The following is a 15,206-nucleotide window of genomic DNA, read 5'->3' on the forward strand; positions in this document are numbered from 1 at the left end:
GCATGGCCAAGGTCAATATCCGTAACGAAATCCGCTTCATTCTGAATGGCAGGGATGTCGCGCTGTCATCCGTGGCGCCTGACGCGACCCTGCTCGACTGGCTGCGGCTCGACCGTTCGCTGCGCGGCACCAAGGAAGGCTGCGCCGAGGGCGATTGCGGCGCCTGCACGGTGCTCATCGGCAGACTTTCGGCCACCGGACTGGTCTATGAAAGCGTCAATGCCTGCATTCGCTTTCTCGGCTCGCTCGACGGCACCCATGTCGTGACGGTCGAGCACCTGCGCGGCGAAGCAGCCCAGTTGCATCCTGTCCAGCAGGCTATGGTCGATTTCCATGGCTCGCAATGCGGCTTCTGCACGCCGGGTTTCGTCATGTCGCTCTACGGCTTGTGGATGAAGTCACCGGACCCTTCGGACGCGGCCATCGAAAAAGCCTTGCAAGGCAATCTTTGCCGCTGCACCGGCTATGAGGCGATCATGCGCGCCGCGCACGCCATATCGAGCTACGGCAAGGTGGCGAAGGACCCCTTGGCGGCGGAGCGCCGGGAAGTCACCACACGGCTACAGGCATTGCGCGACGGCGCCAGGGTCGAGATCGGCGCCGGCGGGACGCGGCTGGTTGTGCCGGCCGACGCCGACGATTTCGCGACTGTCTTCGAAAAACAACCGACCGCCACCGTCGTCGCGGGTGCGACCGACGTTGGCCTGTGGGTGACCAAGCAGATGCGGGATATCTCGCCGGCGATCTTCATCGGCAATCTGCCCGGGCTTTGCACCGTCACGGAAGACAATGGGGTCATATCGATTGGCGCCGGCGTCACCTACACCGAAGCCTTTTCGACGCTGTCGAAACGCATCCCGGCATTGGGGCCGTTGTTCGACCGCATAGGCGGCGAACAGGTCCGCAACATGGGCACGATCGGCGGCAACGTCGCCAATGGCTCGCCGATCGGCGACACGCCGCCACCGTTCATCGCGCTCGGTGCACGGCTGACATTGCGCAGGGGCAAGACACGGCGCATGATCCCGTTGCAGGATTTCTTCATCGCCTATGGCAAGCAGGACCGCCAGCCAGGCGAGTTCGTCGAGGCCGTGCATGTGCCGGTGCCGGCAAAGGGGACAAAGTTCGCCGTCTACAAGGTCACCAAACGCCGCGACGAGGACATCACCGCGACCCTTGGCGCCTTTTATCTGGCCTTGGCCAAGGACGGCACGGTAGCCGATATCCGCATCGCCTATGGCGGCATGGCGGCAACGCCGAAGCGGGCGTCCTCTGTCGAGAAGGCGCTGCTCGGCAAGGCCTGGAACGAAGTGACGGTAGAAGCGGCTATGGCCTGCTATGCCAGCGATTTCACCCCGCTGACCGATATGCGCGCAACCGCTGAATACCGAGCATTGGCGGCGAAGAACCTTCTGTTGCGCTTTTACGTGGAAACCACCGGCACCAAGGCGCCGTTCCAGGTCTCACGCAGCGAGGCGGCCTGATGAACAAGCACGCACCATCAAACCTCAAGGCCGAGAAGATCGTCGGCGGCGTCGCCACCGACCAGCGGCACGATTCCGCCCACAAGCATGTCAGCGGCGGTGCCATCTATATCGACGACATGCCGGAGCCGGCCGGCACGCTGCATGTCGGTCTTGGCCTGTCCAAGGTGGCGCATGGCGTCCTGAAGAGCGTCGATCTCTCGACGGTGCGCGCGGCCCCTGGCGTCGTCGACGTGCTGACCTATGCCGACGTGCCGGGCGAGAACGATATTTCGCCCAGCAACATGCATGACGATCCGGTGCTGGCGGAAGGCAAGGTGCAGTTCTTCGGCCAGCCGATCTTCGCGGTCGTTGCCGAGACGCGCGAGGCGGCGCGGCGCGCCGTGCGCCTGGCTGGGATCGAGTATGACGAGCTTCCCGCCGTCATCGACATTTGGGACCTCGATCCGGCCAAGGACAAACAGGTCACCACGCCGCTGATCCTGAAGCGTGGCGATGCGGCCGCCGCAATCGAGGCCGCCCCCCGCCGCATCAAGAACCGCATGTGGCTTGGCGGCCAGGACCATTTCTACCTCGAAGGCCAAGTGTCGCTCGCCATCCCCGGCGAGGACGACGAGGTGACCGTCTACTGTTCGACGCAAGGGCCGAGCGAGACGCAGCATCTGGTCGCCCACACGCTCGGCGTGCCGAGCAACGCGGTGACGGTGGAGGTGCGCCGCATGGGCGGCGGCTTCGGCGGCAAGGAAACGCAGGCCAACCAGTGCGCCGCGATCGCCGCCATCGCCGCCAAGAAGCTGAAGCGGGCGGTCAAGGTCCGGCTCGACCGCGACGAGGACATGACCGCCACCGGCAAGCGGCACGATTTCGCCATCGACTATGAAGTCGGCTTCGACGACGAGGGCAACATCCTCGGCGTCGACTTCACCTATGCCTTGCGCTGCGGCTTTTCCGCCGACCTGTCCGGCCCGGTCGGCGACCGCGCGCTGTTCCACTGCGACAACGCGTATTTCTATCCCGCGGTGTTGGCCAAGTCGGCGCCGCTCTACACCAACACCGTCTCCAACACCGCCTTCCGCGGCTTCGGTGGCCCGCAAGGCATGATCGGCGCCGAGCGGGTCATCGACGAGGTCGCCTTCGCCGTCGGCAAGGATTCGCTCGAGATCCGCAAGCTGAATTTCTACGACCCGATGGAGGCGATCGGCGCACGCTGCGTCACGCCCTATCACCAGAAGGTCGAGGACTGCATCATCCAGCGCATCGTGGCGGAACTGGAAGAGAGCGCCAGCTATGCGCGCCGCCGTCGCGAGATTTCCGCGTTCAACGCCCACAGCCGATTCGTCAAGCGCGGCCTGGCGCTGACGCCCGTCAAGTTTGGCATCTCCTTCACCAAGACCGAGTCCAACCAGNGCGCATCGTGGCGGAACTGGAAGAGAGCGCCAGCTATGCGCGCCGCCGTCGCGAGATTTCCGCGTTCAACGCCAACAGCCGCTTCGTCAAGCGCGGCCTGGCGCTGACGCCCGTCAAGTTTGGCATCTCCTTCACCAAGACCGAGTCCAACCAGGCCGGGGCGCTGGTCCATGTCTATGCCGACGGTTCGGTGCACATGAACCATGGCGGCACCGAAATGGGGCAGGGCCTGCACCTCAAGGTGGCACAGGTCGTGGCCGAGGAGTTCCAGATCGACCTCGACCGCGTGAAGATCACCGCCACCACCACCGCCAAGGTGCCCAACACCGCGCCGACGGCGGCGTCCTCGGGCGCCGACCTCAACGGCATGGCGGCGCAGAACGCGGCGCGCCAGATCCGCCAGCGGCTGACCGACTTCGCCGCCGAGAGATACCAGATTCCTGTCGACCAAGTGGTGTTCCTGCCCAACCGGGTGCGCGTCGGCAACCAGGAAGTCAGCTTCAACGATTTGGTCAAGCAGGCCTATATCGCGCGTGTGCAGCTCTCGGCCGCCGGCTTCTACAAGACGCCGAAGATTCACTGGGACCGCGGCAAGGGCCAAGGCCACGCCTTCTACTACTACGCCTATGGCGCGGCCTGCGCCGAAGTGTCGGTCGACGCGTTGACCGGCGAGTATGTCGTCGAGCGCGCTGATATCCTGCACGACTGTGGCCGTTCGCTGAACCGGGCCATCGACCTCGGCCAGGTCGAGGGCGGCTTCATCCAGGGCATGGGCTGGCTGACCACCGAGGAACTGTGGTGGGACGACAAGGGCCGGCTGCGCACCCATGCGCCCTCGACCTACAAGATCCCGCTGGCCTCGGATCGGCCGAAGGTCTTCAACGTCGCGCTGACCGACTGGTCGCAGGCCTATGAGCCGACCATCCATCGCTCCAAGGCGGTCGGCGAGCCGCCGCTGCCGCATGGCATGGCGGTGCTGCACGCGTTGTCGGATGCCGTTGCCAGCGTCGCCGACCACAAGATCTGCCCGCGTCTCGACGCGCCGGCCACACCCGAACGCGTGCTGATGGCGATCGAGCGGCTCAAGAAAGAGGCCAAGGCTGTCACCTGAAGGTCGGCAAACGTGCAATCCCAGCCGAAAAAGCCTATATTTTGCATCTGGGAACCGTGAACCATGAACTCGAACGTGCAAAGCCTGAAAACCTTTCTCGGCAGCGCCGCGCGACTTGCCCTGGTCGAAGTGGCCGGTACCAAAGGCTCGACGCCGCGCGAGAAGGGCGCCTTCATGCTTGTTTCGTCGGCGGAGATCTTTGGCACGATCGGCGGGGGTCAGCTCGAATACATGGCCATCGACAAGGCGCGGCGGATGGTGGCGCCATCGGGTGGATCGAACCGCCTGCGGTCCACGTCCCGCATCAAGGCCGACGAAGTCTGCGCCTCGCTTGACGTCCCGCTCGGCCCCGAAATTGGCCAGTGCTGTGGCGGACGGGTCGAGGTGCTGATCCGGCTGGTCAATGCGGCGCTGGCCGCCGAACTGGTTGCGGCGGCGGAAGCCGAGGAGGCGCAGCTGCCGCATGTCTATATCTTCGGCGGCGGCCATGTCGGCCAGGCGCTCGCGTCCACGGTAGCGCTTCTTCCCGTACACTGTGTCGTCATCGAGACGCGGGCGGAGGCGCTGGAAGGCATGCCGGAAACAATCGAGACGCGGCTGACGCCGATGCCGGAAGCCGAGGTGCGCGCCGCCCCGGCCGGCACCGCCTTCGCCATCCTCACCCATGACCACGCGCTCGATTTCCTGATCGTCGCGGAGGCGCTTAAACGCGGTGACGCGGCCTATGTCGGCATGATCGGCTCGAAGACCAAGAAGGCGACATTCAGAAACTGGTTCCTGAAATCGGCGGACGGCGCGGACGCTGAATTCGCCCGCCTCGTCTCGCCGATCGGCGGCGCCGCCATCAGGGACAAGCGCCCGCCCGTTATTGCCGCACTGGCGGCCGCCGAGATCATGACGGCGCTAATTGTTCATAACGCGGCCTCGAACTCAGTGCATCACGCTCCGCAGGGCAACGCGATGGCCGGCTAGCTCGGTCGCTTCAGGCCCAGATGCGCACGCAGCGTGGTGCCTTCATACTCCATGCGGAACAGGCCACGCCGCTGCAGTTCCGGCACCACCAGCGTGGCAAAGGCATCGAGCTCGCCAGGGAAATAAGCCGGCATGACGTTGAAACCGTCGGCGGCACCGCCTTCGAACCGCGCCTGCAACTCGTCCGCGACCTGGGTCGCTGTCCCGACGATGCGCCAATGCCCGCGCGCCCCGGCGAAATGCCGCGCAAGCTGACGAATGGAAAGACCGTCGCGGCGCGATTGCTCGACGACCAGGGCCTGGCGGCTTTTCATGCCCTCGCTCTCGGGCAGTTCGGGCAGCGGTCCGTCGATCGGATAGCGCCAGAGGTCGGAGATGCTGAGATAGCTGGACAGCAGCGCTACGCCGACGTCGTCCGGGATCAATTCCTGCAATTCCTCGAATTTCTCGCGCGCTTCGGCCTCGGTCTCCGCCACCACGGGCGCGACGCCGGGCATGATCTTGATGTCGTCGGGCTCGCGCCCATGGGCCGCCATGCGCCCCTTGAGGTCGTCGTAGAAGGCCTTCGCCTCCTCGAAGGTCTGTGCGGCCGTAAACACCACGTCGGCGGTGCGGGCGGCAAGATCACGGCCGACATCCGAGGCGCCGGCCTGGACCATGACAGGCGCGCCCTGTGGCGAAGGCGGCAGGTCGAGCGGGTCGCGCACCGAAAAACTCTGGCCGACATGGCCTGATACCTTGCCGTGCCACAGCCCGGTGACAACCTCGGCGAACTCACGCGCCCGCTCATAGCGGTCGGCGTGAGGCTTGAGGCCCGTCGCACCGAAATTGGCGGCTTCGATCGAGCTGGCCGACGTGACCAGATTCCAGCCCGCCCGGCCGCCGCTCAGATGGTCGAGCGACAGGAAGGTCCGCGCCAGGCCGTAAGGCTCGTTGTAGCTGGTCGATGCCGTGGACACGAGGCCGATGCGGCTGGTCTGGACGGCCAGCGCCGAAAGCAGGCTGATCGGCTCGAAGCCGATCGAGCGCGACGTCTGGCTGGCGATGCCGACATCGGCTTCGCGCAGGCCGGCGGCGTCCTCGCAGAAGATCATGTCGAACTTGGCGGCTTCCGCCGTGCGCGCCAGTGCGATGTAGTGATCGATGTCGATGCCAGCGGTCACATGCGTCTTGGGATGGCGCCAGGCGGCGATGTGATGGCCCGTCGCCCACAGGAAGGCGCCGAGCTTCATGCGCGCGCTCATCGGTCACCTCCGCTGGCAAGGCCGAGATGCGCGCGCAGGGTTGTTCCGACATGGTTCTCTCGAAACAGGCCGCGTCGCCGCAGTTCCGGCAAAACGCGATGGACGAAATCATCGAGCACCGCAGGCTCCGGTGACATCACGATGTTGAACCCATCACAGCTTTTCGCCCGAAATTGTTTCTCCAGCCTGTCGGCCAGCCCGGTGATGCCTTCGCTGGGAAGCAATATGCAGGTCAGCACCTTCAAGGTATCTGGTTCGCTCCCGCACATGGAAACGCGGCGCCGGAAGTCGTCATAGCGTGCCTTACTCTCTGCCGCCGGCCATTCGTCGCATACTATGACGTCCGCGGTGCGGGCGGCGATGTCGAAGTCGGCCTCCGACAGGCCGGACAGCACCAGCACCGGCGTGTGCTGCGGCGAGCGCGCGACGTTCAGCGGGCCGCGCACGGAAAAGAATTCGCCCTTGTGGTCGAGCAGGTGCATCTTTTCGGGGTCGTGGAAGCGGCCGCCGCTCTTGTCGAACAGGAGCGCGTCCGAATCCCAGCCGTTCCACAAGCGCCGGACGACGGCGATATATTCCTCGGCGCGGCGGCGAAAATCGTCATCGGAGAACTCTTCCGGTCGGCTGAAATTGTCCGCTTCGTCTGGCGCTTGCGTCATGGTCGCATTCCAGCCAGATCGGAAGAGCGTCGTGTAGGGAAANATGCATCTTGCGGCCTATCTGGCTGCCAGCGACATCGCACAGCCATCCGGCTCCAACCTAGGCCGGCTTTCGGGCAAGGCAACCGGATGCGATGGGCCAGGAGCCCGTCACTTGCCGGCCAGGATGTCCTTGATCAGCCGCTGGCAGCGCTCCGCCATGAAGTCGAGCAGCAGGCGCACCTTGGGGTCCTGCAGCTTCTTGTGCGGATATACGGCGGCGAATTGCACCGGCGTAGGCGGAGTGCTGGCGAGAATGACCTTCAGCCGCCGGTCGCGGATGAACGGCTCGACCTCGAAGCGCGGCTTGTTGATGATACCGCGTCCCGACAGAGCCCAACCGGTCAGCACGTCGCCGTCATCGGTGTCGTAGGGCCCGTGCACTTCGAATTTTTGCTGGCCGGCCGGCGTTTGCAAGGTCCAGACATATTCGCGTGCGCCGGAATAGCGCAGCATCAGGCAGTCATGTTTTCTGGCGATCAATTCCTGCGGATCCATGGGCTCGCCGCGCGCCTCAAGATATTTGGGTGCGGCGACCAGCACACGTTCGCATTCCATGATGCCGCGCATCCGAAGGCTGGAGTCCTCGATGATGCCGAGCCGGAAGGCGACGTCGATGCCTTCTTTCATGATGTCGACATTGTGGTCCGAGAGCCTGAGCCGCACCTCGATATCAGGGTATTTGTCGTGAAAATCGGGAATGCCCGAGGCCACCAGCCGGCGCCCGAGCCCGAGCGGCGCCGTCACCTTGATGGTGCCGCGCGGCTGGCCCGACAGCGCCGAGACAGCCGCCTCCGCTTCGGTGATCGCCTCGAGAACCTGCTTGGCGCCCGAGTAGAACACGGTGCCGTGTTCGGTCGGCATCAACTGCCGCGTCGTGCGGTTGAACAGCCGGACGCCGAGATGCTTCTCCAGTTCCTTGATACGATTGGAGGCGACCGCCGGCGAAATGCGCATGTCGCGCCCGGCCGCCGACAGATTGCCGAGCTCGACGACGCGGACGAAGACGGCGATGTTGTCGAGATAGGCCATGCGGAGCACCTTCGCCGGTTTGCGGCGATCAGCCTAGTATTTTCCAATTTTTTTTGAAAGTCATCGCACACCTCGCCTCTTTCCGTTTACGCGCCACACCTTAAAGTCGCGTCATCGGCAGGGACGACTTCAATGATGGATTTCGCGATTTTCTGGGATTGGCTGAGCTTCGCCGTGCGCTGGCTGCACGTCGTCACCGGCATAGCCTGGATCGGCTCGTCCTTCTATTTCGTCGCGCTCGATCTGGGCCTGCGCCAGCGACCAGGCATGCCCGTCGGCGCCTTCGGCGAGGAATGGCAGGTGCATGGCGGTGGCTTCTATCACATCCAGAAATATCTGGTGGCGCCGGCCGAGATGCCCGAGCATCTGACCTGGTTCAAGTGGGAATCCTACGCCACCTGGCTGTCAGGTTTCGCCATGCTGTGCGTGGTTTATTACGCCGGAGCCGACCTGTTCCTGATCGATCCCAATGTGCTGCCGATGTCGGTGCCAATAGGCATCCTGCTGTCGATGGCGACGATCGGCGTCGGCTGGGTGGTCTATGATCTCCTGTGCCGCTCGCCGCTCGGCAAAAGCGACACCGGCCTGATGCTGGTGCTCTATTGCGTGCTGGTGTTCATAGCCTGGGGGCTGACGCATCTGTTCACCGGCCGCGCCGCCTTCCTGCATCTTGGCGCCATCACCGCGACGATCATGTCGGCCAATGTCTTCATGATCATCATTCCGAACCAGAAGATCGTCGTCGCCGACCTCATCGCAGGACGCAAGCCGGATCCGAAGTACGGCAAGATCGCCAAGCAGCGGTCGCTCCACAACAACTATCTGACGCTGCCCGTGCTGTTCCTGATGCTGTCGAACCACTATCCGCTGGCTTTCGGAACGCAGTTCAACTGGGTCATCGCTTCGCTGGTGTTCATCATCGGTGTCTTGATCCGCCACTATTTCAACAGCGTGCACAAACGTGCCGGCAACCCGCACTGGACCTGGCTGGGTGCCTTTGTCCTGTTCCTCATCATCATCTGGCTGTCGACCGTGCCGAAGGTGCTGACCGGTGAACCCAAGGCCTCCGCCTCGGCGCAAGTCTATATCGCCTCGGCGCATTTCCCGGCGGTGCGCGACACCGTGCTCGGCCGCTGCTCGATGTGCCATGCCGCGGAGCCGGTCTACGACGGTATCTACCACGCGCCCAAGGGGGTGATGCTGGATACGGACGCGGGCATTGCCGATCATGCCCGCGAGATCTACCTTCAGGCCGGCCGCAGCCACGCCATGCCGCCCGCCAATGTCACAGAGATCACCGACAAGGAGCGGGCGCTGCTGGTCGCCTGGTTCGAAGGCGCGGGGAAATAAGCATGACCTCGACACTTCTGCGCGGCCGCACGCTGTTCTTCGTGCGCTGGCCGCAAACCATCGACGACCACTCCGCCTGGCGCTACGAGGAAGATGGCGGCCTGCTGATAACCCACGGCGGGATCGTTGCATCGGGCGCCTACCCCGATGTCGAGAAACAGGCGGACGAGTGGACAAAAAAGATCGATCACCGGCCGCATCTGCTGCTGCCGGGCTTCATCGATGCCCATGTGCATTTCCCGCAGATGCAGATCATCGCTTCCTATGGCGCCGAACTGCTCGACTGGCTGAACACCTACACCTTTCCCGAGGAAACAAAATTCGCCAACGCGCAGCATGGCCGCCGGGTCGCGCGCCTGTTCCTTGATGAGACGGTACGCCATGGCACCACGACGGTCGCCGCCTACTGTTCGGTGCACAAGGCGTCGGCGGAAGCGTTCTTCGCCGAGTCGCACGCGCGCGACATGCTCAACATCGCTGGCAAGGTAATGATGGACCGCAATGCGCCCGAAGGCGTGCTCGACACGCCGCAATCCGGCTATGACGACACCAAGGCGCTGATCGCCGAGTGGCACGGCAAGGGCCGCCAGCTTTATGCCATCACGCCACGCTTCGCCATCACCTCCTCACCGGAGCAGATGGAGATGGCCGGCGCGCTGTGCCGCGAACATCCCGACCTGCACATGCAGACGCATCTGTCGGAAAACCACGCCGAGATCGCCTTCACGCAACAGCTCTACCCCTGGTCGCGCGACTACACCGATGTTTACGAACATTACGGGCTGCTTGGCAAAAAGAGCCTGTTCGGCCATTGCATCCATTTGTCGGAGCGTGAGGCGGACGCGCTGTCGGACAGCGGTTCGGTGGCGGTATTCTGCCCGACCTCCAACCTGTTCCTCGGCTCCGGCCTGTTCGACTATCAGCGCTTTCGCCGCCGCGACAAACCATTGCGCATCGCGGCCGCCACCGATGTCGGCGGCGGCACCAACTATTCGATGCTGCGTACCATGGACGAGGGTTACAAGGTCATCGCACTCAATGGCGAGAAGCTCAACCCATTCCAGTCCTTCTGGCAGATCACGCGCGGCAACGCCGAGGCGCTGTCGGTAGTGGACAGGATCGGGACGCTGGAGGATGGCACCGATGCAGACATCGTCGTGCTCGATGCCAGGGCGACGCCAGCGATGCGGCTTAGGATGGAAACGGTCGAGACGCTGGCGCAGGAACTGTTCCTGCTGCAGACGCTTGGAGACGACCGCGCCGTGCGCGAGGTGTATGTCGCGGGGCGGCCTGCCAAGAGCGACATCGCAATTTAGCGCAGCGGCGTGTTCCCTGCTTGACCCGGCGGCAGCCATCGGTCAAAGCGTGCGGCGAAGTTGACAGGGGAACGACATGGCCGTTGCTGACGACATCGCTCTGATCAAGAGACAGGAAGAGACGCTTGTCTTCACGGCCTTCGACGAGGCTGTCGCCTTCGAGATCGGTTCGGCCATCCGTGGTCGTGCAACAGCCGAGAACCTGCCGATCATAGTCGATATCAGGCTATGGGACCGGCCCCTGTTCTATGCGGCGATGCCTGGTTCGAATGCTTCCAACCCCGACTGGGCGCGGCGCAAGATCAATGTCGTGAAGCGCTATCTCGGAAGCACTTACCGGCTGGTGCTGGAGCAGCAGCGCCCCGACCGCACCTTCAAGATCGGCGAGGGGCTGGATATTGCTGACTATGTGCTGGCCGGCGGCGGCTTCCCGGTCACGGTCAAGGGCGCCGGTGTCATCGGTGTGATCGCGGTGTCCGGCCTGCCGGAGCGGCAGGATCATGGCGTAGTGGTCGATGCGCTGTGCGATCACCTGGACATCGATAGGCTCGGGCTGGCATTGCCTTCAGAGGCCGAATGACCGTGCTCGACCCCAAGTCCTTTCTCACCGATATCTTCAACGCGGCGGTCGCGGCCGCCGATCCCGAGAGAACCATCAGGCATCATTTGCCGGCAAAGCCGAAGGGCCGCACCATCGTCATCGGTGCCGGCAAGGGCTCGGCGCAGATGGCGGCGGCATTCGAGAAGATCTGGGAGGGCACGATCGAGGGCCTGGTCGTCACCCGCTACGGCTATGGCGCCAAATGCGAGCGCATCGAGATCATCGAAGCCGCGCACCCGGTGCCGGACGCCGCCGGGCTCAAGGCCTCGCGGCGCCTGCTGGAAAAAGTGCAAGGGCTGACAGCGGACGATCTGGTCGTGGCGCTGATTTCCGGCGGCGGTTCGGCGCTGCTGCCGTCTCCGGCCGCCGGCCTGACACTGGCCGACGAGATCGCCGTCAACGAGGCGCTGCTCGCCTCCGGCGCGCCGATCGCGGCGATGAATACCATCCGAAAGCACCTCTCCACCATCAAAGGCGGCCGGCTGGCTGCAGCGGCCTGGCCGGCCAAGGTGGTATCGTTGGTGGTCTCCGACATACCCGGCGACAATCCGGCCCTTGTGGCGTCCGGCCCAACCGTTCCCGATGTTGGCGGCCGTGAGAATGCCCTGGCTTCGATAACAGCCTATGGCATGAAGCTGCCGGACGTGGTCATGGCGCATATCCAGTCGCCGGCGGCTGACGCACCCGATCCTGACGATCAGCGCTTTGCGCGCAACGAGGTGCATCTGATCGCATCAGCTGGCGTGTCGCTGGAAGCGGCAGCGGTGGAAGCGAGGCGGCAAGGCATCGAAGCCGTCATTCTTTCCGATGCCATCGAAGGCGAAGCACGCGAGGTCGGCGGCGTCCACGCGGCAATCGCCCGCGAAATGGCGACGCGCAACCGGCCCTTTCAAAAGCCGGTTCTGGTCCTCTCGGGCGGGGAGACCACCGTGACGCTGAGGGCCAAAGGCAAGGGTGGCCGCAATTCGGAATTCCTGCTTGCCTTCGCCATCGGCATCAACGGCGTCGAAGGCATTCACGCCCTTGCCGCAGATACCGACGGCATCGACGGTTCGGAAAACAATGCCGGCGCCTTCGCCGATGGTTCGAGCGTTTCGCGCATGCGCGCGGCAGGTGTGGATGCCAAGGCGATGCTGGCCGGCAACAACGCATGGACGGCCTTCAATGCCGTCGGCGATCTCTTCGTGCCCGGCCCGACCGGCACGAACGTGAATGATCTCCGAGCAATTCTCGTTCGCTAAACCGGTAAATCAAGCTGCCATGAGCTTCTTTACCTGCTTCATGTCCTGAAAAAACCGCTCGCGTTCGGCTTCTTTGTCGGCGTGATCCCGAATGCGCAGGATGAAGGAGGGGTGGATGGTGAGAAAGACACGCAAGCCATCCTCGCGTTCGATCACCTGGCCCCGCATCTTGGTCACCGGGATCGCCTTGCCAAGCAGGGATAGTGCCGCCGTGGCGCCGAGCGCCACCGCGAGGTTCGGCTTGATCAGTTCAAACTCGTGGTCGAGCCACCAGCGGCAGGCTTGGACCTCGCCGACATTCGGCTTGGAGTGGATTCGGCGTTTTCCGCGCGGTTCGAATTTGAAATGCTTGACCGCGTTGGTCACGTAGACTTTCAGCCGGTCGACCCCGGCATCGTCCAATATGGCATCAAAGACCTTGCCCGCCGGGCCGACGAACGGCTGGCCGGCGAGGTCTTCCTGGTCGCCCGGCTGTTCGCCGACGAAAATCACCTTGGCGTTGTCAGGCCCCTCGCCGAATACGGTCTGCGTCGCATCGCGCCAAAGCGGACAGCGGCGGCATCCCTTGGCGGCCTCGCGCAATTCGGAAACCGTGTGCGCGTCACCGTCATCAGGCGTTTCGGCTGGTTGATGCTTCGGCCAGTGCCTCGCCTGCACTTTGGCGTGGTGCGGCGCGGGCGTCGTCGGTATCTTCGCAATCATATCCCTGGCGGCCTTGTCCGCTCCCGCGATCAAGTCAGGAATGAGCGAGGCCTCGGGAAGGTTCCGCCAATATTTTTTCGGCATCTCCTTTTGCATGGCCTTCACCTTGAGGCGTGCCGGATTGAAGATGTTCTCGAAATAAGTCCTCCACAGCGTCTCGGTATCGTCCTTGTCTGGCGCATCCCCCTTGGCCGCGCCGGGCCCGATTGCCAGCCTCTCGCCATCCCAATCGGCGGACGCGTAAGGCGTCAGGATCGTCCAGCGCATGCCGGTAAAACGCCTGACGAAGAAATCCGCATTGCGCTCGACGATGAAATGGTCGGGTTCGAACCAGGCGACATAGCGCTCATCCTCGCCGACGCCGATCTTCCGGAAGCGGACGAAGGCATGCATTTTGTGGCTGTCGCGCCGCACCGCCNTTTCCATGGTTTCAAGCCGTTTGGTGTCGGGATCCGATGCGATCGCCAGCAATTTGGGCTCGATGCGCAACCGCCACAGCAGCCTGTAGAGAAAGGCGAAACGTCCGGGATCGGAATGGCAGAAGGCGGTCTCGGCGTGGCCGATGAAATCGCGCGGCACAATGAGCTCAGCGCCTTGCGGCACGTCAGGCAAGTCGCTTGGCGGCCGGTCGAGACCGGCTACGACACGCCAGCTGACGTCCTCGGGTCTGACCTCATTTAACGCCAGCCGCCGAGCCGCGTCGCGCCAGCCGGCGAAGTCGGTCTGGCTTTCAAGCCAGACGGTGTGGCGGGTGAGGTCGAATTCGGCCGGCCGCATCGTCAAAACAGCGCTAGTTGTTCGCAGGATTGCACGATCTTGCCGCGCAGTGCGGCCTTGTCCGTGAGCGCGCCTGGCGACCAGCCTTCGGCGATGATGAAGGGCCTGAGCTTGGCGATCGAATGGCAGAGCCGGCCGACATCCTCGAGCCGCAATCGCCGGTAGCGGCGGGTTTCGAGAATTTTCGCGACAACCTTGGTTCCCAGGCCAGGCACGCGCAGCAGCGCTTCGCGGTCGGCGCGGTTTACGTCGACGGGGAAGCGTCCCCGGTTGCGCAGCGCCCAGGCAAGTTTCGGATCGATAGCGAGATCAAGCATGCCATCGCTGCTGCCGGCCAAAATTTCAGGCTGCGAAAATCCGTAGAAGCGCATCAGCCAATCGGCCTGGTAGAGCCGGTGTTCGCGCATCAACGGCGGCTTCCGCAACGGCAGCGATGACGAGGAATCGGGGATCGGACTGAAGGCCGAGTAATAGACGCGCCGTAAATGGTAGCTGCCATAAAGCCGGGCGCTAGCATGCAGGATGCCGTCGTCGGTGGTCTTGTCCGCGCCGATGATCATCTGCGTCGACTGGCCGCCCGGCGCGAATCGTTCGCGTTTTTTGGTCCGCAATGTCGGCTCGGCTTTCTCCTCCATTTTCCGACGCAAATTGGCCATCGAAAGCCGGATTGTCTCCGGCCTCTTCTCCGGCGCCAGTTTCTTCACGCCCTCGTCGGTGGGCAACTCGACATTGATCGACAAGCGGTCGGCATAGAGCCCGGCCTTCTCGATCAGCTCCGCCGAACTCTCGGGGATGGTTTTGAGATGGATATAGCCGGAGAATTTTTCTTCCAGCCGCAGCCGCCGCGCCACCTCGACCATCTCGCCCATGGTTTCGTCAGGCGAACGGATGACGCCCGAGGACAGGAAAAGTCCTTCGATATAGTTGCGCCGGTAGAAATCCATGGTCAGCTTCACCACCTCGTCGATGCCGAAGCGGGCGCGCCGGACATTCGAGGACGAGCGGTTGATGCAATAGCTGCAGTCGTAGATGCAGAAATTGGTAAGCAGGATTTTCAACAGCGAAATGCAGCGGCCGTCCGGCGCGTAGGAATGGCAGATGCCCATGCCTTCGGTGGAGCCGATGCCGCCGGATTTCAAAGAATCCTTTTTCGCCGCGCCCGATGAGGCGCAGGAGGCGTCGTATTTGGCGGCGTCGGACAGTATCGCCAGTTTCTCACGAACAGGGAGTGCGCTCATCCGTTCATGATATGTTCTGGAAGGCCAATGCGC

Annotated in this window: 11 protein-coding genes and 2 pseudogenes; 8 read left to right on the forward strand and 5 right to left on the reverse strand. The window is 63.6% G+C overall.

What is annotated here, in order from left to right; genetic code table 11:
- Window positions 1-2: 2 nt before the first annotated feature.
- The 4 genes and pseudogenes from xdhA (at window position 3) to xdhC (ending at window position 4,974) form a co-directional block, all read left to right on the forward strand.
- Complete coding sequence (xdhA, locus tag X742_RS154945) at window positions 3-1,484, forward strand: xanthine dehydrogenase small subunit (protein ID WP_023772380.1); 1,482 nt, start codon at window positions 3-5, stop codon at window positions 1,482-1,484.
- Window positions 1,484-2,890: pseudogene (locus tag X742_RS0136970) on the forward strand (molybdopterin cofactor-binding domain-containing protein); the annotation flags it as partial. The gene xdhA and the pseudogene X742_RS0136970, both read left to right, overlap by 1 nt.
- A gap of 2 nt (window positions 2,891-2,892) precedes the next feature.
- Window positions 2,893-4,002, forward strand: a pseudogene (locus tag X742_RS0136975) (molybdopterin cofactor-binding domain-containing protein); the annotation flags it as partial.
- Between the two features lie 63 nt (window positions 4,003-4,065).
- Entirely contained in the window at window positions 4,066-4,974 is a 909-nt protein-coding gene (gene xdhC, locus X742_RS154940; protein WP_023772381.1) for a xanthine dehydrogenase accessory protein XdhC, read from the forward strand.
- Here the strand turns inward: xdhC and X742_RS154935 are convergent.
- The 3 genes from X742_RS154935 to X742_RS154925 all read right to left on the reverse strand — a co-directional run bounded on the left by X742_RS154935 (window position 4,971) and on the right by X742_RS154925 (window position 7,948).
- The gene (locus X742_RS154935) at window positions 4,971-6,218 is read right to left on the reverse strand and encodes an LLM class flavin-dependent oxidoreductase (RefSeq protein WP_023772382.1); all 1,248 of its coding nucleotides are present in this window, start codon (window positions 6,216-6,218) and stop codon (window positions 4,971-4,973) included. The two genes, xdhC and X742_RS154935, sit on opposite strands and share 4 nt — an antisense overlap.
- Window positions 6,215-6,877, reverse strand: a complete 663-nt coding sequence (locus X742_RS154930) for an LLM class flavin-dependent oxidoreductase (RefSeq protein WP_023772383.1) — start codon at window positions 6,875-6,877, stop codon at window positions 6,215-6,217. Before X742_RS154930 ends, X742_RS154935 begins: the two co-directional genes overlap by 4 nt.
- Before the next feature lie 150 nt (window positions 6,878-7,027).
- Window positions 7,028-7,948 carry a LysR family transcriptional regulator gene (locus tag X742_RS154925; RefSeq protein ID WP_023772384.1) on the reverse strand — a complete coding sequence of 307 codons (921 nt, stop codon included), beginning with the start codon at window positions 7,946-7,948 and terminating at the stop codon, window positions 7,028-7,030.
- A gap of 132 nt (window positions 7,949-8,080) precedes the next feature.
- Between X742_RS154925 and X742_RS154920 the strand changes: the two genes are divergently transcribed.
- From X742_RS154920 to X742_RS154905, 4 genes are all read left to right on the forward strand, one after another.
- Window positions 8,081-9,298 carry a urate hydroxylase PuuD gene (locus X742_RS154920; protein WP_023772385.1) on the forward strand — a complete coding sequence of 406 codons (1,218 nt, stop codon included), beginning with the start codon at window positions 8,081-8,083 and terminating at the stop codon, window positions 9,296-9,298.
- A 2-nt stretch (window positions 9,299-9,300) separates the two neighbouring features.
- Entirely contained in the window at window positions 9,301-10,614 is a 1,314-nt protein-coding gene (gene guaD, locus X742_RS154915) for a guanine deaminase (protein ID WP_023772386.1), read from the forward strand.
- Between the two features lie 76 nt (window positions 10,615-10,690).
- Complete coding sequence (locus tag X742_RS154910) at window positions 10,691-11,194, forward strand: heme-degrading domain-containing protein (protein WP_023772387.1); 504 nt, start codon at window positions 10,691-10,693, stop codon at window positions 11,192-11,194.
- The gene (locus tag X742_RS154905; RefSeq protein WP_023772388.1) at window positions 11,191-12,456 is read left to right on the forward strand and encodes a glycerate kinase; all 1,266 of its coding nucleotides are present in this window, start codon (window positions 11,191-11,193) and stop codon (window positions 12,454-12,456) included. Before X742_RS154910 ends, X742_RS154905 begins: the two co-directional genes overlap by 4 nt.
- Window positions 12,457-12,465: 9 nt before the next feature.
- Here X742_RS154905 and X742_RS154900 read toward each other — a convergent pair whose 3' ends face one another.
- Together X742_RS154900 and X742_RS154895 are read right to left on the reverse strand one after the other, a co-directional pair.
- Complete coding sequence (locus X742_RS154900; RefSeq protein WP_023772389.1) at window positions 12,466-13,935, reverse strand: UdgX family uracil-DNA binding protein; 1,470 nt, start codon at window positions 13,933-13,935, stop codon at window positions 12,466-12,468.
- 2 nt (window positions 13,936-13,937) lie between these two features.
- Window positions 13,938-15,173: a putative DNA modification/repair radical SAM protein gene (locus tag X742_RS154895; protein ID WP_023772390.1), complete on the reverse strand. Its 1,236-nt coding sequence runs from the start codon at window positions 15,171-15,173 to the stop codon at window positions 13,938-13,940.
- Window positions 15,174-15,206: the final 33 nt, after the last annotated feature.

This window comes from Mesorhizobium sp. LNHC229A00, from assembly GCF_000502415.1.
Lineage (GTDB): Bacteria > Pseudomonadota > Alphaproteobacteria > Rhizobiales > Rhizobiaceae > Mesorhizobium.